Origin of the sequence: Congregibacter sp. (assembly GCF_965660375.1) — a bacterium.
GTDB lineage: Bacteria > Pseudomonadota > Gammaproteobacteria > Pseudomonadales > Halieaceae > Congregibacter.
Genome location: NZ_CBFHZO010000047.1, coordinates 1 through 19288, shown reverse-complemented (window position 1 = coordinate 19288; position 19288 = coordinate 1). Strand labels below are relative to the sequence as shown.

The following is a 19288-nucleotide window of genomic DNA, read 5'->3' as shown; positions in this document are numbered from 1 at the left end:
CAGCAATTCAGGCGGTAAAAGGGAATACCCGTGGCAGCATCACAAGCACCACCAGGGAATACACCACCGACAACGGAAAACCGAAGCGCACATAGTCCACGAAACGATAGTCGCCGATGTTCTGCACCATCAGGTTAGTGGTGTATCCATAGGGTGTCATAAAGCTCGCGCTGGCGCCGTAGGCCACTGCCATGACAAACGGCATGGCACTCAGTCCAAAGCTCTCTGCGAGGCCAAAAGCGATGGGGAACACCAGCGCTGCCGCAGCGTTGTTGGTCATCAACTCCGTCATGAGAAGAGTCGCCAGATACACCGCTACCAGGGCTAGATAAGGCCCCTTACTGGCCAGCTGTAAATGCAGGCCATCGGCAATGACGGAGACCAGCCCCGTGTTGACCAGCGCCTGTGACAAGACCAACGCCGAACCGATCACCATGGCGATATCAAAGGGAAAACGTCGCCTGAGCTCCCCCGCACGGACCACCCCCAGTACCAGCATTAGAACCAGCATGCCAAGGAGTCCCTTGATCAGCGGTAACACACCCATAGCGGCGAGCGCGACCACGCTGAGCATAGCCAGTCCAACGACGTTGTTGACCCCTGCACTGAGGGGTTTTTGTACCGACCGCGAGCCCACGACGAGAAAGTTCTTGTCCACATTGCGTCGACTGTAAAAGTCCCCACCGATGGCCAGCATCAGGCTATCGCCGGCCTGGAGGGTGATGGTTCCGAGCTTGCCGGACAAACGCTCACCACCCCGCCGTATACCCACCACCGCCGCGTCGAACAAAGAGCGAAACCCCGAGTCCTTGACGGTTTTACCCTCCACGGTAGCCCCCGGCAACAGAATCACCTGGACAAGATTGCCACTGAGCAAACCCTCTCCCGCTGCGAACGTTGCCAGGCCATCAAATCGTTCAAGCATGCTGACCTTGGCAATGTCGCCGGAGAAGATCAGTCGATCGCCTTCCGCGATGTATTCCTGCGGCGCCACCGGTGAAATCAAATGCTCACCGCGGACGATCTCGACCAGAAACAGCGCCTCCAGTTCCCGTAATCCGTTTTCGGCGATGCTGCGACCGATAAGGCTTGAGCCGGCAACCACCTCGGCTTCTACAAGGTATTGCGCAACCGTGACCTTGTCCCGCGGATTCGCCGGCAGCAGTCGGTGTGTCAGCAGCAATACCCCAATCCCCACCACCGTCACGGTGAGACCAATGGGCAAAAAATCGAAAAATTCGAGTCCCTCACCCGTAACGTCCTCCAGAAAGGAACTGACGATGAGGTTGGTTGAGGTCCCGATGAGCGTAGTTGTCCCCCCGAGCACCGCAGCATAGGAAAGGGGCAGCAGCAGGCGACTGGGGAGGTGATGATTGTTTTCACGAAGGGCGTTGGCCAGGGTCGCAACCACCGCCGTGTTATTGACCAGCGCCGAAAAGACACTGGTAACAGCCGATACCCTCAGGAGAGAGCGCCGGTACCCCTGCACCACCAGTCCCCTGGACAGGCGTGACAGCCAGCTGAGTTTCTCAAGTCCAATGGACACAAGCAATAACAGCACCAGTGTTACCAGCCCGATATTAGTCGCCTTGTCGAGCACCTGGGGAGTATCCACAAGACCCCCGAAGTAGGCCACGCCCATGGCAGCAGAAAAAAGCCAGGCTGGCGCATGGGAAGTAAACACGAGCCCGTAGAAAAGACCCATAAAAATAGCGGCGATGAACAGCTGTTCAGGCATAGACAGTCAGTCAGGCTTTGAATATACGAGCATACGCGTAGCCGGCCTGTGGCCTCAAGCATTGCCAGTGCTTCACTATGGATTGCCTGTACGGGGTTATGCTTTACACTCTGCTCGCGCTTTAGAGCCTGACGCCGCTTTTAGGCATAAAAACGGCGGCTGGAGCTTGGAAAATGTGCAGGCGTACAAAAGCCAACTAAATGAGCAACACTACCCAGTTTAAGGAGTTACCTATGATCGGTTATGTCACCGTCGGCGTTAGCGATATGGACCGCGCCAAAAATTTTTACTGCGAGTTACTCAAAGATATGGGCGCCTCGGTTACCGCAGATATGGATCGCATCGCATTTATCGGTAAAAGCATGGCTGAACCCATGATCGCCGTCTGCCTGCCCTACGACGAGGAGCCCAATCATCCGGGCAACGGCAACATGGTGGCAATCACCGCCGGCAGCAAGGAAGCCGTTGATGCGCTATATGCCAAGGCCATCGAGCTGGGTGCGACCTGTGACGGCGAGCCCGGACAGCGTATCCCCGACGTGTTTTACGGTGCCTACGTCAAAGATCCTGACGGCAACAAGCTGGCTTTCTTTGTCTTTGGCTAAGGAATATTTTTTGAGAGGCGAGAAGCTACGCACTGCGTCCCCCGGGGGACGCAGTGCATTGTCCGCTCCATGAGCAAAGCTTTGCGCACTTCCTCCCGGTCGGCACCGGGGACCGGGCACGATCGGGCGCCGTGGAGGAGAATAACGGCTATCGCGTAATGCTCGTCGATTCAAGGAGACCTGTTGGATACTCCTTTCGCACTACGATTCAGCTACCGGGCTGCCCGGCAGCGGGCATCCGTCCAGCTCAGAATCTCCCTGGTGAGCTGAATGCGGCTCCAGGAAAACGAGTGGTCTCCGCTGATCACTTGCGCTGTCAGGTCAATTTCCCCAAGCGCTTCATAGGCCTCGACCACCGGTGTAAACATCGTGGCCGCAGGTGTCACGGCATCCTGCTCTCCTACTATCATCAACAGGGCCTTTCCTTTAAGACCCGGACCAAAGTCCCTCGTATCCCACAGCGATGGATCGGCAAAAGCCAGCTCCTCCTCCAATCGTTCTCCAGAGAAGCCCTCAAGCATGAACAGCTCATCGGCGTAGGCTTTGAGGCGAAGACTGGTGGTGCCGCCGCCCTTGTTCACATCAGCCTGCCACAGCCCCGGATTTGCCGGCGACAGGGCCATGACGCAGCGTAGGTCACCGTCCCGGGCGCCGCTGGCCAGCGCCGCGTAGCCGCCCAGAGAGTGTCCGAGAATTGACAGTGATTGAGTATCCACCCGCAGGCGCTGCGCATGCTCCTCGTCACGAAGATAATCAAGAACTGCAAGCACATCCTCCGGCAGCTGACTGAAGCGGTACTCTCCCTCTGCACCCCAGGCGCCGCGATAATGAAAATACAGCACGTTGAATCCAAAACGCCGCAGGGCCTGCGCGATGTCGAGGTTTCGCTCGTTGCCGGGCAGCCCATGGAGCAACACCACCGTAGGATGAGGGCCAGCACCCGAGGCAAGGTACAGGTGCGCAGGCATCCGGTGGCCATCACTGCTAACGCTCAGTTCTACCACCGACGCAGGGTAGTCAGCGTCGTAGGGCGGGTCCTGAGACAGGGCATCATCAATGGTTTGTGCATTGGCAATGGCGGAGAAAAGCGTCAAAGCCATGAGCGCCCCTGCCAGCAATTTCCCACGCTTTGAACAAAAGCCAGACATCATTGGACCTCCATTTCTTCAGCAAGCAACTTTTGCTGTGGGCGCCGCGCCGGGGCTTGCTTCCGCGCTTTCTGCGGTTTGACCTTGGCACCCCAAAACCGTAGTTTAGCCGCCTTTCTCACGGAGACACGAGTATGAGCAAATCCATCCCCCGAGACGGCGCCGACGATTACAGCGCGGAGATTATCGAGAAGCGTCAGCGCTTTATCGAAGAGACCACGGGCATCGAGCTGGATCACACGAAGCAGTTTTCCTTTGATGCCCAGGAAATGGCCGGCAACATCGAAAACATGTTCGGCGTGGTGCAGGTTCCCATTGGCGTGGCAGGTCCTCTTCTAATCAACGGCGAACACGCTCAGGGGGAGTTCTACGTTCCCATGGCCACAGTAGAAGGTACGATGCTGGCCAGCTACAACCGGGGCATGAAAGTGATTCGTGAAGCAGGCGGGGTCATGACCACCGTGGTCGGTCAGGCCATGCAGCGGGCACCCTGCTTTGTTTTCCGCAACTCCCGTGATGCCCGGGACTTTGAACAGTGGCTGGTGGAGAACTTCCCTAAAATCAAGGAGGTCGCAGAGAGCACCACCTCCGTTGGCAAGCTTGACGAAATCGAGCACTACTGCGCGCACAATTTCGTCTACACCCGCTTTGATTACAGCACCGGCGATGCGGCGGGACAGAACATGACCAGCCGCGCCACCTTTGTCGCCTGCGAATGGATTCGCGAAAACTACCCGGCGCTGAAAAACTACCTGCTGTCCGGCAACTTCGATACGGAAAAGCGTACCTCCTCGGTCAACCTTCTGAAAAATCGGGGCAAGCGTGTCACCGCCGAAATCACCATCCCCCGGGACGTACTGGAGCGAAACCTTCGTATCACCCCCGAAGCCATGCACTACGGCCAGGGAATCACGACCATTGCATCCTTCCTGACCAATTCCTCCAACAACGCGGCACATCCAGCGAACGGACTGGCCGCGCTGTATCTGGCGACGGGGCAGGACATCGCCAATATCGGCGAGTCCAACCAGTGCACGACCTACAACCGCGTCACCCGTGAAGGTGACTATCACTTCTCCATCACCCTGCCCTGTGTGATTGTTGCGAGCTATGGCGGGGGTACAAACCTCCCCACGCAGCGGGAGTGTCTAAAGATGATGGATTGTCATGGCCAGGGTAAAGCCCTGAAGCTGGCAGAAATCGCGGCCGCACTCGTCGTCGCCGGTGAACTGTCACTGGGCGCCGCTACTCGCGTCGATAAAAAGACCCGGCAGAACGAGTGGGTCGATGCCCATGAACGTCTGGGACGCAACCGCTAAGACTACAGAGGCCGTCGGCACGTATCGCGAACATTTCGAGGTCCCGGGCGCATCCATGCCCCGGGCTTTTTCTCTCTTGAACCCCCCTCAAGGCAGTGAGAAAATAAATGTGAGCAACGGGAGAATCCATAGTGTTACAGATACTCGGCATTATTGCGCTCCTGGGCGTACTGGCGGCAGTGTTACTTCGCCCAAGGAAGAAACTCTTCTACGCCAATCATCGTAAGCAATCTCGCGACAACCACGCCGACAAAAGCAGGGCACAGGCACCCAGGGCGCCCTATGCAGCGGTTTCGGTAAAGCCCTGCCCAAACTCCTGCGCCATGGCCTTTGAAACCTCAAATGTACGCTATCTCACGTCCGCGGCACCTTCCCTGCCGTTGGAAGGCTGCAACAGCCCCGGCTGCCAGTGTAGCTTCCGACAGCACCAGGACCGCCGTTGCAACCGCGACGAAGATCGGCGCATAGGCATTGGCCTGCAGACGGAGCTTTACGGCACCGCTGGCGAAAAGAACCGCCGGAAGAAACGGCGGGGTAGACGGCTGGGGGATCGCCACTAAGCCCTTGCCCGTTAGTTAGCCGGGGCTAATACCCGCGTTCGAAGTCAATCACACCCTGCAAGGGCTCACCCTGTTGGTAGCGCTGTAAGTTATCCACAAACACCTTCGCTATGCTCTGGATATCGGTCGGCGCAGCAGTGTGTGATGTGACATAAATGCCCGGGGTGTGCCAGAGCGCATCATCATCCTCGAGGGGTTCCTCATGGAACACATCCAGCACCAGGGCCTTCAGCTGTCCCGACGCCTTGGCCCTTAGCGCCGCATCCAGATCCAGGGCGTTAGCGCGCCCGCCGTTGATGACCACCGCACCGCTTGCCAGTGTATCGAGCACGGGGGCGTCCACCAGTCCGTCGGTAGCGGGCGTATCGGGGAGAAGCATGATGAGTACATCCAGATCCCGCGCAAAGCTCAGGCGCTCTGCGCTGGCAAAACAGTGATCGCATTCCGGGACTGCCCGACCATCACTATTCAGTCCACGAATCTCTTTGACGAATGGCCGAAATGCCCGCGCCACCGCGGCGCCGATGCTGCCGACTCCGGCGATGCCCACGCGCAGCTCCGACAGTCCGCTATCGATGTGCGGCTGCCAGCTTACGGCATTGGCATGACTAAGGACGGAACGCTCCAGTGCCAACACCCAAGCCAGACAGTACTCGCTCATACTAGCGCCAAAAATATCCTTTACGCCGGTAAGCAGGTAATCCCTTCGGGGGACATCAAAAAAGGGAGTCACCCCCGCCCAGGTGGACTGCACCCAGCGAAGTTGTGGCATTTTTTCCAGCAGCGGCGCCAGCACATCAGGGGCGCCCAGCGCCACCGCGGCACCCAGTGCGCACCCATCCAGGGCGTCGGGGTCTTTATAAAAATGCAGCGTGACGTCTTTGGGAATACGCTGTTTGAGCGCTCCGACAAAAATTGCTTCCAGAGCATCGGCACGGCTACTGACAACAGCGATATCCAACAGGCAGGTCCCTCAAATGTTCGAAGGCTACCAGTGTTGCACAGCCAAAGGGGATGTCTAGCCCAGGCCAGATTTCAGGCCTGGCGGGCCAGCATCAGTGGTGAGACAAAGCCCGGGGGTTTGAGCGCCAATACGGGAACATTGCCGCCCGCAAGGATGGACTCCGTGGTGGCCCCGATAAGAACGCCGGGGTTTGCCGAGGTCCCAACGGTGCCCAGTACCAGCATACCGGCAGCCGTCTGCTCCACCAGCATCGCTACCGTAGGCACAGCCATCCCCTCTACCAGATGGGCCTTCACCCGCACGGGATCGTCTGCAATGCTTTCGATGCGCTGAACCATGCGCTTGAACCATTGCTCGCTATCGGCCTGTTGTTGCCGGCGATATACCTGGCACTCGCTGTCCGTAAGCTCAAGTTCGGGGTCATCCAGAAGCTCGGCCCCGAAAGGTCGCCAGGCGTGCAGAACGTGCACATTGCCATCGCGGGTCTGCGCCAGACCCAGCGCCGCATCGGCAAGGGTCATGGCAAAGGCTTCAGCCGCGCGTGTCCCGCTGGCCAGTTCTCTATCGAGAGCCAGTACCACGTCGCTGCTGTGACTTTCCCGTTCGGGATGCAGGGCCCACACCGTACAGGGGCACTTACGCATGAGGTGCATCCCCGTAGCGTTCAAACCGATGCCAGTGGCCATCTGCACCGGTTCGCTGATGTGCACTACCAGATCAAAGTCCTGCTGTACCACCTGCTCGGTGATGGTGACAAAAGGCACCCCGGTAAACACGGAGTAGTCAATCACGGTATGGTTGGCAAACAGGTCGCAGATCCGGCGCAGACGCTGAAAAGCGCGGGACCAGCGGAGTTTGCTGACCCGCTCAACCACACCGCGGTTATCCTGCATTTCCGGAGCTGGCTCCACCACCTCGCAAACGGTGATGGCTGCACCGTGTGTCGTGGCGACGGCAACGACCTGCTCCAGGCACGTCTGGTCATCAGACTCCGCGTAAACCAGGATATCTCTGAATTGTTTCAAGCTTAGGCCTCCTCGCCTCCCGCTGTCGCGGCATCGACCTGTGCAGCGTCCCACTGGAGGTCGCCAACATACCTGGCGACCACCTTGCCATCATCATACACGGCAAAGAGTTTAAGCCATCCGTTGTCCACAAGCTGCTGTAAATGCGGATGCTTCTCCAGGATACGATTGATGGCGGAGATGGGCGCTGCCAGAAACACCGAGAGACGGCGGGGCTCGTGCACGAACTTTTCTCCGTCGTGTACCGACTGCAGCGGCAAACCGACACGAAGATCACCGCCATTACCCTCCAGAACGCCGAGGCTTCCACCGACCACGTTGTGCAGCGTTTTGTTGCCGCTACCGAAGGCGCGGTTATCCACCGTGGAGCCGTAGTACTGGAGACTGATCCAGCTGGCCACCACCATGGGCGCACTCATGATCAGTTCGAGAATGCTGAAATCCGGATCCTGCCGATAATCATAAGAGTGCAGGAATGCCTGGCCCTTAAGATCGATACTCCGCGTAATGGCCCGGGGGGCCGCGATAAACCCCGCGCAGCCTGCAAGACCCCATTCTGGACGCACTTCGCTCCAGTCGCGGCTCTTGGTCTCCATTGCAGACAAAGGATCGGTACCCGGTGCAAAAGCCAGCAGCTTGCTGCGCTCTTCTCTTGCCTGTTCACCGGCCTCGGACAGCTGCTCCTGAAGTTCTTCAATGTCCTGCTGATGAGATTCCGGAAGCCCATCCAGATCGAACAGTTCCACTGCGTCGGTTGTGGTGTTGTGCAGGGCTGCGACAAAGAATGTGTCCTGGGGAACATCAATACCCCGCTCCCTGAGGCCATCGCGCACCGGAGGATTGTTGAGGATCATCGCGGCGATGCGTGCGCTCGCCTCCCCCGTCTGCCCACCGCAGGCGCCGCAGTCGAGGCCCGTGGCATGCGCATTATTCGTCGTGGCGGATCCATGACCCGCCAGCATCACCACCCGGGCAAAGCCCTCGGTGAGCGACATCCCTTTGAGCATGGAGTGGGCAAAGTCGATCTGGCTTTCGACACCGATACCCTCACCGATGCCATCGACCGGTGTGAGCTGCGGGCCCAGATCACGGGCCAGCTTGGGCGGCAAACCGCGGTGGGACGGGTGCGGTTCCGGGCGAGACAATCCGAGGGTATGCGCTGCCAGCTTGTAGGCATAGGCCAGGCCGTAGCTCTCCACAAAAACAAAGCAGGAAACCGCCGAGTTTTTGAATGCCCGCCATCCGTTGCCCAGATGGCGACGGAGCCGAATGCGTTGGGATAAGCGGTTGGTCATTTCGAACGACTGTCCCCGGAGAGACTCCTGCACGGCGATGGCCGGTGACAGCAGTACGGGACAGTGGGCTTCGCCCCCCTCCCCTGCCAGAGGCTGGTATTCGATGGGCAGACCAAAGAAGCCTGCAAAACCCAGGGTCTCAACATTATCAGCAGCCGCTTCTATGGCTCTTCGCAGTACCTCAGAACGCACGTCGATGCAGAACACCGCCTGGGCTGAGGGTCGCGCGGGAGCTACGTCCGCGCGGTTACTGTTATCTGCCAGGGCGTTGATGGCCTTGCGCTGCCAGGCATGCTCAAAGGCTTCCTGGAGTACCTGGTCAATAGCCTCGTCTTCATTCAGCTCACGCAGCAGGTCGGCGCTGTCCCCATGAGACTGCACCGCGCGGCGCCAGGCGATCTCGGCACCTTCCGTGGACAGCTCGCGCAGGAGCACGAGCTCCCAGGCGAGACGAATCGCGAGAAGATCAACCACCCACTTGGGGGACTCCCCTGCGAGCTCCTGCCCCCAGCTCTGATAGCGCGCGTAGGCGACCCAGCCGCCGATGCTGGCAAGGAGTCGGTGGAGATAGAGATCCAGCAGCGCCTCGGGTACGGCCAGCTTCTGCAGTGCGTACTCGCAGAGCGCCTCGGGGGTATCCGGCAGATCGGCAATGATGTCCTGGGCATAGGCAAGCCCCATTACGGTATCGCTGCAGTCGATGGACGCTTCCCGTCGCCAGGCCTCGTAGGGTCTAAGATTCCGAAAGGGAGAGGGCCAGCTGGCCTGTCCTGCATCAAAGTAACCTGATGCCCAGTGCGAGACACGCTCAACGATGAGCGCCGGCCAGTCCTTACCACTGATCTTCGCCGCCACGTCGGCGCAGGTGGTCAGCGCTTTATGAGCCTGCGCATCGCGCTCTTTTTGCAAGCCTTCAAGGATGGCATTGAGGGTGACGGTGCCCGCATGGGCACTCTGAGCCAGGGCATTTTCTATATCAATTTGTTCCATACGCCCTGACTCCAGCGCTTCCCGGTAAAACGCCCGGGGCATGAGCAGCTGAGCATCGCAGGCTAGCGACACGCGTCGCGCAGCATGTTCAAAACGCTCTTCGGTGAAGCCCAGGAAGGGGTTCACGGCCACAAAATGATCCAGAGACCAGAGGGGCGCTACCCGTTTCACCGCTTGCGCCAGAGCGCCGCGGACCCTGTTCGTCGCGGGTGGGCGACTGCCCGGAAGGGTGGTAACCGTTGCCGTTTTTTGTGCAGTCATGGAAGAGTCCTCGTGAAAAATCATCGGTTAGCCTCGCCGTTTACTCGCGGCAGGGCGATGAACTGGTTAAAGAGCTGGTTGACATAGAAACCGTTGGAGAGGTGTACCCAGAAAGCCTGCCAGCGGGCGTTGCTGCGCGCCGAGGGGAGGTACCACTGCAGGACGGTGACGGCGCCAAAGGTGCCCAGCATGAGCATCATCAGAGCAAACTGCAGCGCGTCCAGCTTGCCCGCTTCGGGCACGCTGCCTTCGAACACCAGCAACGCAAGGGTCTGCAGCGTGAAGTACAAACCGGCCACCACCGCAGCGGTGGAACTCGCGCGAAACAGCACCAGGGCAGATCCCTGGCCGCGACTCGATTGGATCACCAGGTGCATGGCCCCAAAGACCAGGATGGCGCCGAGACCGACAATAGCGGGCTTGGTGGCGATGGTGATGCCCACCACGCTGCTCCAGACGGCGAAGATACCGCCGGCGATGAACAGACTCAGAAGAATGAGCGCGGGGCGCACCGGCGCTGCCTTGGCAGGGAAGCCATTACCCCGTGCGATATCCACCACGCTGCCGGACGAAAGAAAGGCATGCGCCTTGTAGAGCGAATGGGCAATGATGTGCAGCATGGCGGACGAGAAGGCGCCGAGCCCGCACTGGAGCAGCATAAAGCCCATCTGAGCCACGGTGGAGTACGCCAGCGCGCCTTTGACACTGCGCTGGGTCATCATCACCAGGGAACCAAAGAGTGCTGTCACACCTCCCACCAGCAGCAAAGCGTAGAGTGCCACGCCGCTGGAGGCGATGACATCGGCGAAGCGGATAATGAGAAAGCCTCCGGCATTAACGATCCCTGCGTGGAGCAGTGCGGACACCGGGGTTGGCGCTTCCATGACCTCTGCGATCCACCCGTGGGTCGGGAATTGCGCGGACTTGAGCAGTGCGGCGAGCACCAGTAAGAGGGCCGGCGCGGCCGAGAAGGTGTCGGCACTGTTTTGCGCTGCGCTGGCAATAGCGGTTATGTCCGTGGACCCTGTGGCGGCAACCATGAGACCCACCGCCAATGCCAGGGCCAGATCGCTGCCCCGGGCAATGATGAATTTTTTGCGCGCGGCCAGCTGAGCTCGCGGACGATCCGGGTAAAAAACCAGCAGGCGGTGCAGAGACAGGCTCATGAAGACCCAGCCAGCAACGAGAAGGACCACGTTCCCCGCCATCACCACCACGCTCACCGCCGCGAGGGTCTGCATGAGATAGCGGAGGAAGTCCGCTTGCCTCGCGTCACCCATGAGATAGCTGTGACTGAAGCGCAGCACCACCAGGCCTACAAAACTCACCAGTGTAGTCATGGCAACGCTAACCGCATCGATGCGCACGGAGAACACGTCCCCGAGAATGCCCGGCGCGTAGACGGTGGTCGGTCCGTAGAGCGACAACAGCAGGATCGCACCAAGCGAAAAGATCATCGCCGCGATACCGCCCGCGAGACTTAAGGACCGCGCCCTAGCTTGACGATAATCGCTGCCTTTTTGGCAAAAGAGGGCTGTAAGCAGCCAGGTGATGGGCACGCCAACAAACATCGCTGCGAGGAGCATGGGAAGGGGTGCCGCAAGAGGTGTTGCGAGAGAAGGATTCATAGCTGCACTGCTCAGTTAGGTGACTGAGGTGCACTTTACGTAAAGGCGTCAGAATTAAAAAATAGAATGTTTTAACTAATCATTTAATATAAAGTTAACTAAATTCCTCCAGCAATGAGCCCAAAAATCTCGCTATGCAATTGAATTTTAAGCATTTAAAGTACTTTTGGACTGTGGCCCATGAGGGTAGCCTGGCCCGTGCATCGGAGGTACTTCATATCAGTACACCGGCGCTATCAGTGCAGATTCAGAAGCTGGAAGAGCAACTGGGCCACCCGCTTTTTGATCGCAAGGGGCGTCAGCTGGTGCTCAATGAGGCCGGTCGCGTTGCGCTGGATTATGCCGATACCATCTTTAGCGCCGGCGCCGACCTGGTGGGCAGCATGCGCGGCATTGATGCCCGGGCCAGCAAAATCATCCGCATTGGCGCCATGGCCACCCTCTCCCGTAATTTTCAGGTGAGCTTTTTGTCGCCCCTGCTGACGCGGGAGGATCTGGACATTGTGGTGCGCTCTGATGGTCTCTCGGTGTTACTCAAGGAGCTTGAGGATCTGCAGCTGGATGTGCTGCTGGTAAACACCCCGCCCACAGTGAGCCACGATATCCCCTGGCTGACCCACCTGATTGATGAACAGCCGGTAAGTATTGTGGGAAGTCCATCGCGCGTGGTGCCGGACATCGATATTAAAGAACTGCTGACGACCCAACCGCTGATTCTGCCTTCCGAGGCCAGCAGCATCCGCAACAATTTTGATGCCTGGCTCGACCGCATGAATGTCCGACCGCGCATCGTTGCGGAGGTCGATGACATGGCCATGATCCGCCTGCTGGCGAGGGCGGACCACGGCATCGCCGTCGTGCCCCCTATTGTTGTCCGGGACGAACTGGACAGTGGTTTACTCGTCGAGGCAAAGCACTTCGAAGCCCTCACTGAGAGCTTCTACGCCATTACCCTAAAGCGTCGCTTTGATAACCCGCTGGTGCGGGAACTCCTCGACGAGCACTACCAGGTCAGTCGCGTAAGCTAGCTGCGTCTGGTTTTAGCTAAGCCGCGTCGCCCTGCCCCAGCGCTCCCCGGGCCATTTGATCCCGCTCGATGGACTCAAAGAGTGCCTGGAAGTTGCCTTCGCCAAAGCCCTCGTCTTCCTTGCGCTGAATAAACTCAAAGAAGATCGGTCCTACCAGCGTCTCCGAGAAGATCTGCAACAGCAGCCGTGGCTCTCCCTCGGTGCTGCCATCAAGGAGAATGCCGCGGGACTTGAGCTCATCCACGGGTTCGCCATGACCCGGCAGACGCTCATCCAGCATCTCGTAATAGGTGTCCGGCGGAGGCGTCATAAAGGACAAGCCTTTAGCTTTAAGACGATCCCAACAGGCAGGTAAATCATCACAGGCAAAGGCGATGTGCTGAATACCCTCACCGTTGTACTTCATGAGGAATTCTTCGATCTGGCCTTCGCCACCGGCACGCCCTTCCTCATTGAGGGGAATGCGAATCTTGCCATCGGGCGCGCTCATGGCGCGGGACTTCAGACCACTGTACTCGCCCTTGATATCGAAGAAGCGCACCTCACGGAAGTTAAACAGCTTCTCGTAAAAATTGGCCCAATAGTCCATGCGACCGCGGTACACGTTGTGCGTAAGGTGATCGATGAGTTCGAAGCCGCAGCCTTCCGGGTGACGATCTACGCCTTCGACGTAGTCAAAATCGATATCGTAAATAGCCGTGCCGTCCTCGTAGCGATCGATGAGGTACAGGATGGCGCCACCGATGCCACGAATCGCCGGCATCTTCAGTTCCATGGGGCCGCAGGGGATATCGATGGGCTGCGCACCGAGCTCCAGTGCGCGCTGATAGGCAAAAGCCGCATCGCGAACCCGAAAGGCCATGCCACAGGCGCTGGGGCCGTGCTCCTCGGCGTAGTAGTAGGCCGGGGAGTACTTCTCATAGTTAATGATGAAATTGATGCCGCCCTGACGCCAAAGATCCACATCTTTGGTGCGGTGCCTGGCGACCAGAGAGAAGCCCATCATCTCGAAAGTGGGCTCAAGCACGCCACGCTCAAGGGCTGCGAACTCGACGAACTCAAAACCGTCCAGGCCCATGGGATTTTCAAAAACGTCTGCCATCTGCGCTCTCCAAAGTTGATAAACCGTGCTTCAAGCCCCTAAGAGTACAGAGTTTCGCCCGAAAGATTCCTCCTATTTGTTGCCATAATTAGCGACAAAAAGACTATTTATGCTTATATTTATATTTTTTGAGCAACTATATGCCAAAAGCACTGGATAAAACCGAGCGCCGCATCCTGGAAGTACTGCAACAGGATGGCCGCGCCTCCAACGTGGAACTCGCCCAGGCAGTGGGATTATCAGAATCGCCCTGCCTGCGACGGGTCCGGGGGCTGGAGGAACAGGGTGTTATTACCGGCTACAGCGCCAGAATTAATCAGCGAAGTCTGGGCCTGCAGGTAACGGCCTTTGTACAGGTGCAGCTGGAAAAACACGATGATCAGAAGACCCGAGACTTTCTGGCGCGTGTCGCGCAGGAGGAACACATCATCGAATGCCACGCTATGAGCGGCGCCTACGACTACCTGCTCAAAGTGGTGGCTCAAAGCATGGATCATTTTTCGGAAATCGCCATGCAGGGCATTTTGCAATTCCCCGGAGTGAAAGGCATCGAGTCAAGCTTCAGTCTGCTCACGGTGAAGCAGGCAGCCCCGTTGCCTATTGGTGATTAACTACCGCCGCATTAGACGCTTGCCAGGTCACATTCACCCGCTCAGGTTTAGCTAGCGGATTTTCCGCGCACGAATGCTGCGGCCTTTGATCTTGCCGTTCGCCAGGTAGTTCATGGCCTGGCGCAATGCGCCTCTTTCGATGGCGACAAAACTCCATTGATCGAAGATAGAAATCTTGCCGATCTGAGCGCCTTCCAGGCCTGCATCACCGGTGAGCGCTCCCAGGATATCGCCGGGGCGCAGTTTCTGCTTGCGCCCCGCATCGAGCTGAATGGTCACCATGGGCGCCGTGAGTTCATAGTCAGGATTCCGATCCAGAGAAGGCAGCGTGTCACAGGCACAGGGCTGATTTTGGAACTCCTCAATCTTGCGGATGCGGTGCGTCTCCGAGGGAATGATGATGCTCATGGCGAGCCCCGTCTCCCCTGCCCGACCGGTGCGGCCGATGCGATGCACATACACATCGGGATCGCGGGGGAGCTCGTAATTGATCACCATGGCCAGGGACTTGATATCCAGCCCCCGGGCTGCCACATCGGTGGCCACCAACACCGGGCAGCTGTTGTTGGCGAACTGCACCAGTACCTGATCGCGCTCCCGTTGATCCAGATCGCCATGAATCGCCCGCGCTTCGATGTCGTATTCACGGAGCACGCCGGCAACCTCATCGCACTGCTTTTTGGTGTTACAGAATACGACGGCATTCGCGGGCTTGTAGTGTTCGAAGAGCGCGAGAAGCGTGGTGTGGCGCTCGTGCTTTTGCACCTCGTAAAACAGCTGCTCGATCACGCCTTCTTCATGGGCGACCTCGTCGTCCACGGTCACCATGCTCGGCTTCCGTTGAATGGATGCACTCATCTTGCGAATGTTTTCCGGATAGGTCGCCGAGAACAACAGCGTTTGGCGCGACTTGGGCGTTTTACCGACGATGGCCTCCATGCTGTCCGCAAAACCCATGTCCAACATGCGATCGGCCTCATCCAGCACCAGCACCTTGAGTCCATCAAGTGTCAGCGTGTCGCGACCAAGGTGATCCTGAATACGACCGGGGGTGCCCACCACGATATGCGCACCGTGCTCCAAAGAGCCGACCTGCGGTCCGAAGGGTTTACCACCACAGAGGGTCACGAGCTTGATGTTGGCCATACGGCTGGCGAGTCGTCGCAATTCACCGGAGACCTGCTCGGCGAGCTCCCGCGTGGGACACAGCACGAGCGCCTGCACGCCAAAAAAACGGGGATTGATTGCCTGCAGCAGGCCGATACCAAAGGCAGCGGTCTTGCCACTGCCGGTGCGCGCCCGGGCGATGACATCCTTACCCTGTAACACCAGAGGAATGCTCTGCGCCTGCACCGGGGTCATCTGCGTGTAACCCAGCGCCGCCAGCGCTTCAAGCTGGGCGGGAGATAGCGGGAGTGCAGCGAAGTCAGTTGTACTCATGAAAATTGCCTTGGAGAAACGGGGCGCATCATAGCAAAGGGCCAGGCGGACTCTGTTGTCGACTTCCGCGCGAAGCGCTTTCGCTTGGTACTACACGCCGTCAAAAATTCCGGGTCAGCGAAGTGAGAAAGAAGAACTGCGTTTCATCGACAACAATCGGACTGGCAGCCGCATTATCAATCAGCTGACTGCCCCGCACGATGGTGGTAAAACGCCATTTGCTCTTTCCTACCGGCAAGCTAACCAAGCCCTGCAACCCTACACGTTCCACACCCGCCTCCGCAGAGTATTCGGGAAACCCGGTTTCTGCTGACTCCTCTGGGGTAATACCAAAGAGCGAATCTTTATAGACCGAATCCCCAAAGCGCAGCACCGGACCCACGGCATAAAATCCTCTGCCGCCCATCAGCCGCCCGCGACGATTCACGCTGAGATCCAGATAAGTACCTTCGTGACCAGACCCCACATCCTGCGCAAAGGTAGCGTTGCCCGACCAGCGTCCGCTGGCCACCTCAACAAACAGTCGCGCTTCCGTCGCTAAACCCACTTCCTCAAGCCCATCAATGGAGTCATCCCGAACATTAAAGCCCGGCGCAATGGATGCTCCGACCTTGAACGAAGCGCCCGATGCATGGCGACCGCTGCGATAGAGATACCCTCCAAGCCCCTGGGGCACGTTGGCAAAAAACTTTGTGCCAGCCTCATCCACGTAGCGAAAATCGAAGTAGGGAATGGGAGTAACGTTGTACTCGTCACTACCGGCAAACTTCGGATTGACGATAAGGCCCGCGCCAAACTCGGAACGCCAGCCCAGGGGCAACCCCATGGGTGATCTCGCAGCAGACGCTGCCTGAGGCGCTGCGGCCGCATTACGATCTGTCTGCGCGTGGACAGTGGCGGCAAGTAACGAAAGCAAAAAAACGAATGGGTAGTTGAATCGACTCACGGTTAGATCCTGCATGGGAATTGCCTAAGCAATATTAGTCGCTGTTTGTTACGCGAAGTGCATTACTCCGGTGCTATCTGCGCGCTATTTTTGTCGCCACGCGACCCAAAAATCCTTGCACTCTTCGCTGTCGGCATACGCTGAGGGCAATCGCTGGCCGCGGTCGTCGGGGGTGGTCCTATGGAGTGGTCGAGAGTGGCACGCAGGACCAGTCATCAAAAATTACCGCTATAGTGAGATGTCATTTGCACACGCGGACAAACACCATGCCCTCGCCTCAAAAAGCCCTTACTTCAGACCCCGTGGTTTTACTGGTCAGCCCCGAGGGGCGGGCCTTCTCGCTGGCTATACCCTCACCCAAATAACCTGCCTAGCCTTAACACAATCCCCTGATGCAAAGCCGGCCGCGCTGCCGCCGAAGCAGCACGGGTCAGATATTACTGCCCTGGGTATTCGAATCGCTGCCCGCAAGATCATCCGCACTCATGATGATGTCCCGGTAGGTGCCACCCGCGGGAATCATCGGGTACACGTTTTCCTCAGCGTCCACGATCACGTCAAGAAGATAGGGCTCGTGGGGGTCTGCAAGCATTCTCTCGATAGCGTCCGGGAGATCCTCCGCACGGCGCACACGCTCAGCGGTCACACGATACCCTTTGGCGATACTCAAAAAATCCGGATAGATATCCGTATCGTCGCTGGATTTTACGGCCATGGGGTCAGAGAGGTCAGAACCCGCACGGTGGGAGTCGTAGATCATGTCCTGCCACTGGCGAACCATGCCCAGCCACTGATTGTTTATCACCACCGTTTTGACGCCAATGCCGTAGCGATGACAGGTGGAGAGCTCATGGATGGTCATGTTCAGCGAACCGTCGCCATCGATGTCGATGACCTGGCGATCCGGCGCTGCCACCTTGGCGCCAATCGCCGCGGGCAAACCGTAGCCCATGGTCCCAAAACCCGAGGAACTCAAAAAAGAACGGGGCTGTTCCGACCGATAAAACTGCATGGCCCACATCTGGTGCTGGCCCACTCCCAAAGACACCACCGCCTCTCCCCCGGTAGCTGCGCAAAGCGCGCGGATCACATGCTGAGGCTTGAGCCCCTCGGAGTTTGACTCGGGATAGGGATACTCCTGTTTCCAGCCATTTACTGTGTCGACCCAGGGGCGTGAGGCTACCGGATCACAAGCGCCGAGCATCTGCAGGAGCGCAGGTTGCAAATCAGCGCGTATGGGCAAGGTCACCGTTTTGTTTTTATTGAGTTCACTGCGATCAATATCGATATGAATGATCCGCGCCTGCTTGGCAAACTCCGCTACGTTGCCTGTTACACGATCATCAAAACGCACGCCCAGCGCCAGCACGAGGTCCGCCTCGTAGATAGCACGATTCGCATACTTGGCGCCGTGCATCCCCAATACATCCAGCGACAGTTCATGGTCCGGGGGAAAGCATCCTACCCCCATGATGGTCCAGGTCACGGGGATCTGCGCCTTCTCGGCAAAGGCCAAAAGAGACTCTTCTCCACCTGCGACGCCGATGCCTCCGCCGGCATAAATCACCGGTCGCTCGCATTCCCGGAGCAATCGCATGCACTCTTCAAGTTGCCCCTGCTCCATGCCGCTCATGATGGGCTCGGGCGTATCGATCACGGCAGGAATTCGAGGGGCCTTGTAGTTACCCTCGGGATCTTTGGGGTACTGCTGCTGAATATCCTTGGGAATATCAATAAGTACGGGGCCGGGACGGTTGCCGCCGGCCAGGCAAAACGCTTCGCGCACCACCTCGGGGATATCGCCCACACGCTTCACGAGATAATTGCGTTTGGTAATCGCGTCGGTCACCGCAACGATATCCACTTCCTGAAAAGCGTTTTTACCTAACAGATGAGATGGCACGTTCCCCGTGATGGCCACCAGCGGCGTTGAATCACTATTAGCATCGGCAATACCGGTTACCAGATTGGTGGCACCGGGGCCGGACGTCGCAAGACACACCCCGGGTCGGCCCGTCACCCGAGCGTAGCCCTGGGCGGCATGCACCGCACCCTGCTCGTGTTCGGTGCGAATACAGCGAATACCGAACTGCGGCAGCACGTCAAAAATTTCAAGATTGGCGCCCCCCGGATAGCCAAAGAGCGTATCGACACCCTCTGCGACAAGGCACTTCGCAAGAATTTGCGCACCGCGAAGGGCAACGTCCTCACCGCCCTGGGACGGATCATCGAGCGCACCACCGGTAACGGTATCGCGCGTTCCGTAGGTTAGGCTATCCCCTTGTGTCACGGTTTCTCCTGCAAACGACGGTAACGAGCGCGCATTCTAGACTGTTCCAATGACGCCGTCTTTGTTGGGAGCATTGAGGTCCTACGCCGGCACGCCTCCACGGCGAGCCCGGTGCCGTGTATAGTCCGGTGTCGTTTGTTTGTGGGGATATCCATGTTTAACGTCCACCTGTCCGGCCTACGCTCTGCCACTCTCTCCGCCGCGCTGAGCGCGTCGTTACTTGTCGGAGGCAGCACCATGGCGCAAGCCCAGGTCGCGCAAGCCAAGGAAAATAGCTACGACTATTTTTTGGCAAACCGTCAGCTCATACGCAATGGTGTTCAGTCTCTACTGACCTG

The 19288-nt window shown here is 58.3% G+C and carries 15 protein-coding genes; 5 read left to right on the top strand and 10 right to left on the bottom strand.

Annotation, left to right across the window (positions count from 1 at the left end):
- Positions 1-7 precede the first annotated feature (7 nt).
- A complete protein-coding gene (locus ACTG3T_RS03705; protein ID WP_439100917.1) occupies positions 8-1738 on the bottom strand; it encodes an SLC13 family permease in 1731 nt (576 codons plus the stop codon).
- Positions 1739-1971: 233 nt separating this feature from the next.
- Between ACTG3T_RS03705 and ACTG3T_RS03700 the strand changes: the two genes are divergently transcribed.
- Positions 1972-2343 (top strand): VOC family protein, encoded by a 372-nt coding sequence (locus tag ACTG3T_RS03700; RefSeq protein ID WP_439100916.1) that lies wholly within the window; start codon positions 1972-1974, stop codon positions 2341-2343.
- A gap of 212 nt (positions 2344-2555) precedes the next feature.
- Here the strand turns inward: ACTG3T_RS03700 and ACTG3T_RS03695 are convergent, their stop codons facing one another.
- Positions 2556-3443: an alpha/beta hydrolase family protein gene (locus tag ACTG3T_RS03695; RefSeq protein WP_439100915.1), complete on the bottom strand. Its 888-nt coding sequence runs from the start codon at positions 3441-3443 to the stop codon at positions 2556-2558.
- 182 nt (positions 3444-3625) lie between these two features.
- On the opposite strand from ACTG3T_RS03695, the gene ACTG3T_RS03690 reads away from it, so the two are divergent.
- Both ACTG3T_RS03690 and ACTG3T_RS03685 read left to right on the top strand, forming a co-directional pair.
- The gene (locus tag ACTG3T_RS03690) at positions 3626-4810 is read left to right on the top strand and encodes a hydroxymethylglutaryl-CoA reductase (RefSeq protein WP_439100914.1); all 1185 of its coding nucleotides are present in this window, start codon (positions 3626-3628) and stop codon (positions 4808-4810) included.
- Between the two features lie 131 nt (positions 4811-4941).
- Complete coding sequence (locus ACTG3T_RS03685) at positions 4942-5370, top strand: hypothetical protein (protein ID WP_439100913.1); 429 nt, start codon at positions 4942-4944, stop codon at positions 5368-5370.
- Positions 5371-5395: 25 nt separating this feature from the next.
- Here the strand turns inward: ACTG3T_RS03685 and ACTG3T_RS03680 are convergent, their stop codons facing one another.
- From ACTG3T_RS03680 to ACTG3T_RS03665, 4 genes are all read right to left on the bottom strand, one after another.
- Entirely contained in the window at positions 5396-6331 is a 936-nt protein-coding gene (locus ACTG3T_RS03680; protein WP_439100912.1) for an NAD(P)-dependent oxidoreductase, read from the bottom strand.
- A gap of 74 nt (positions 6332-6405) precedes the next feature.
- The gene (locus tag ACTG3T_RS03675) at positions 6406-7359 is read right to left on the bottom strand and encodes a universal stress protein (RefSeq protein WP_439100911.1); all 954 of its coding nucleotides are present in this window, start codon (positions 7357-7359) and stop codon (positions 6406-6408) included.
- 2 nt (positions 7360-7361) lie between these two features.
- Positions 7362-9905, bottom strand: a complete 2544-nt coding sequence (locus ACTG3T_RS03670; protein ID WP_439100910.1) for a YbcC family protein — start codon at positions 9903-9905, stop codon at positions 7362-7364.
- Positions 9906-9925: 20 nt separating this feature from the next.
- The gene (locus ACTG3T_RS03665) at positions 9926-11533 is read right to left on the bottom strand and encodes a proton-conducting transporter transmembrane domain-containing protein (RefSeq protein ID WP_439100909.1); all 1608 of its coding nucleotides are present in this window, start codon (positions 11531-11533) and stop codon (positions 9926-9928) included.
- Between the two features lie 134 nt (positions 11534-11667).
- Here ACTG3T_RS03665 and ACTG3T_RS03660 point away from each other — a divergent pair, with 134 nt between their 5' ends.
- A complete protein-coding gene (locus ACTG3T_RS03660; RefSeq protein WP_439100908.1) occupies positions 11668-12561 on the top strand; it encodes a LysR family transcriptional regulator in 894 nt (297 codons plus the stop codon).
- Positions 12562-12577: 16 nt separating this feature from the next.
- Here ACTG3T_RS03660 and hppD read toward each other — a convergent pair whose 3' ends face one another.
- Positions 12578-13663: a 4-hydroxyphenylpyruvate dioxygenase gene (gene hppD / locus ACTG3T_RS03655; RefSeq protein ID WP_439100907.1), complete on the bottom strand. Its 1086-nt coding sequence runs from the start codon at positions 13661-13663 to the stop codon at positions 12578-12580.
- Between the two features lie 140 nt (positions 13664-13803).
- Here hppD and ACTG3T_RS03650 point away from each other — a divergent pair, with 140 nt between their 5' ends.
- Positions 13804-14274 (top strand): Lrp/AsnC family transcriptional regulator, encoded by a 471-nt coding sequence (locus ACTG3T_RS03650; RefSeq protein ID WP_439100906.1) that lies wholly within the window; start codon positions 13804-13806, stop codon positions 14272-14274.
- A 51-nt stretch (positions 14275-14325) separates the two neighbouring features.
- Here ACTG3T_RS03650 and dbpA read toward each other — a convergent pair whose 3' ends face one another.
- From dbpA to ilvB, 3 genes are all read right to left on the bottom strand, one after another.
- Positions 14326-15714: an ATP-dependent RNA helicase DbpA gene (dbpA, locus tag ACTG3T_RS03645; protein WP_439100905.1), complete on the bottom strand. Its 1389-nt coding sequence runs from the start codon at positions 15712-15714 to the stop codon at positions 14326-14328.
- 100 nt (positions 15715-15814) lie between these two features.
- Positions 15815-16660 (bottom strand): MipA/OmpV family protein, encoded by an 846-nt coding sequence (locus ACTG3T_RS03640; RefSeq protein WP_439100904.1) that lies wholly within the window; start codon positions 16658-16660, stop codon positions 15815-15817.
- Between the two features lie 430 nt (positions 16661-17090).
- Positions 17091-18950 (bottom strand): biosynthetic-type acetolactate synthase large subunit, encoded by a 1860-nt coding sequence (ilvB, locus tag ACTG3T_RS03635; RefSeq protein WP_439100903.1) that lies wholly within the window; start codon positions 18948-18950, stop codon positions 17091-17093.
- Positions 18951-19288 lie beyond the last annotated feature (338 nt).

What these genes read in the sequence shown, in the direction of transcription:
- ACTG3T_RS03700 (WP_439100916.1), top strand. Translation starts at nt 1,972, where the DNA reads ATGATCGGTTATGTCACCGTCGGCGTTAGCGATATGGACCGCGCCAAA.
- ACTG3T_RS03690 (WP_439100914.1), top strand. Translation starts at nt 3,626, where the DNA reads ATGAGCAAATCCATCCCCCGAGACGGCGCCGACGATTACAGCGCGGAG.
- hppD (WP_439100907.1), bottom strand. Translation starts at nt 13,663, where the DNA reads ATGGCAGACGTTTTTGAAAATCCCATGGGCCTGGACGGTTTTGAGTTC.
- ACTG3T_RS03660 (WP_439100908.1), top strand. Translation starts at nt 11,668, where the DNA reads ATGCAATTGAATTTTAAGCATTTAAAGTACTTTTGGACTGTGGCCCAT.
- ACTG3T_RS03650 (WP_439100906.1), top strand. Translation starts at nt 13,804, where the DNA reads ATGCCAAAAGCACTGGATAAAACCGAGCGCCGCATCCTGGAAGTACTG.
- ACTG3T_RS03695 (WP_439100915.1), bottom strand. Translation starts at nt 3,443, where the DNA reads ATGGCTTTGACGCTTTTCTCCGCCATTGCCAATGCACAAACCATTGAT.
- ACTG3T_RS03665 (WP_439100909.1), bottom strand. Translation starts at nt 11,533, where the DNA reads ATGAATCCTTCTCTCGCAACACCTCTTGCGGCACCCCTTCCCATGCTC.
- dbpA (WP_439100905.1), bottom strand. Translation starts at nt 15,714, where the DNA reads ATGAGTACAACTGACTTCGCTGCACTCCCGCTATCTCCCGCCCAGCTT.
- ACTG3T_RS03705 (WP_439100917.1), bottom strand. Translation starts at nt 1,738, where the DNA reads ATGCCTGAACAGCTGTTCATCGCCGCTATTTTTATGGGTCTTTTCTAC.
- ACTG3T_RS03670 (WP_439100910.1), bottom strand. Translation starts at nt 9,905, where the DNA reads ATGACTGCACAAAAAACGGCAACGGTTACCACCCTTCCGGGCAGTCGC.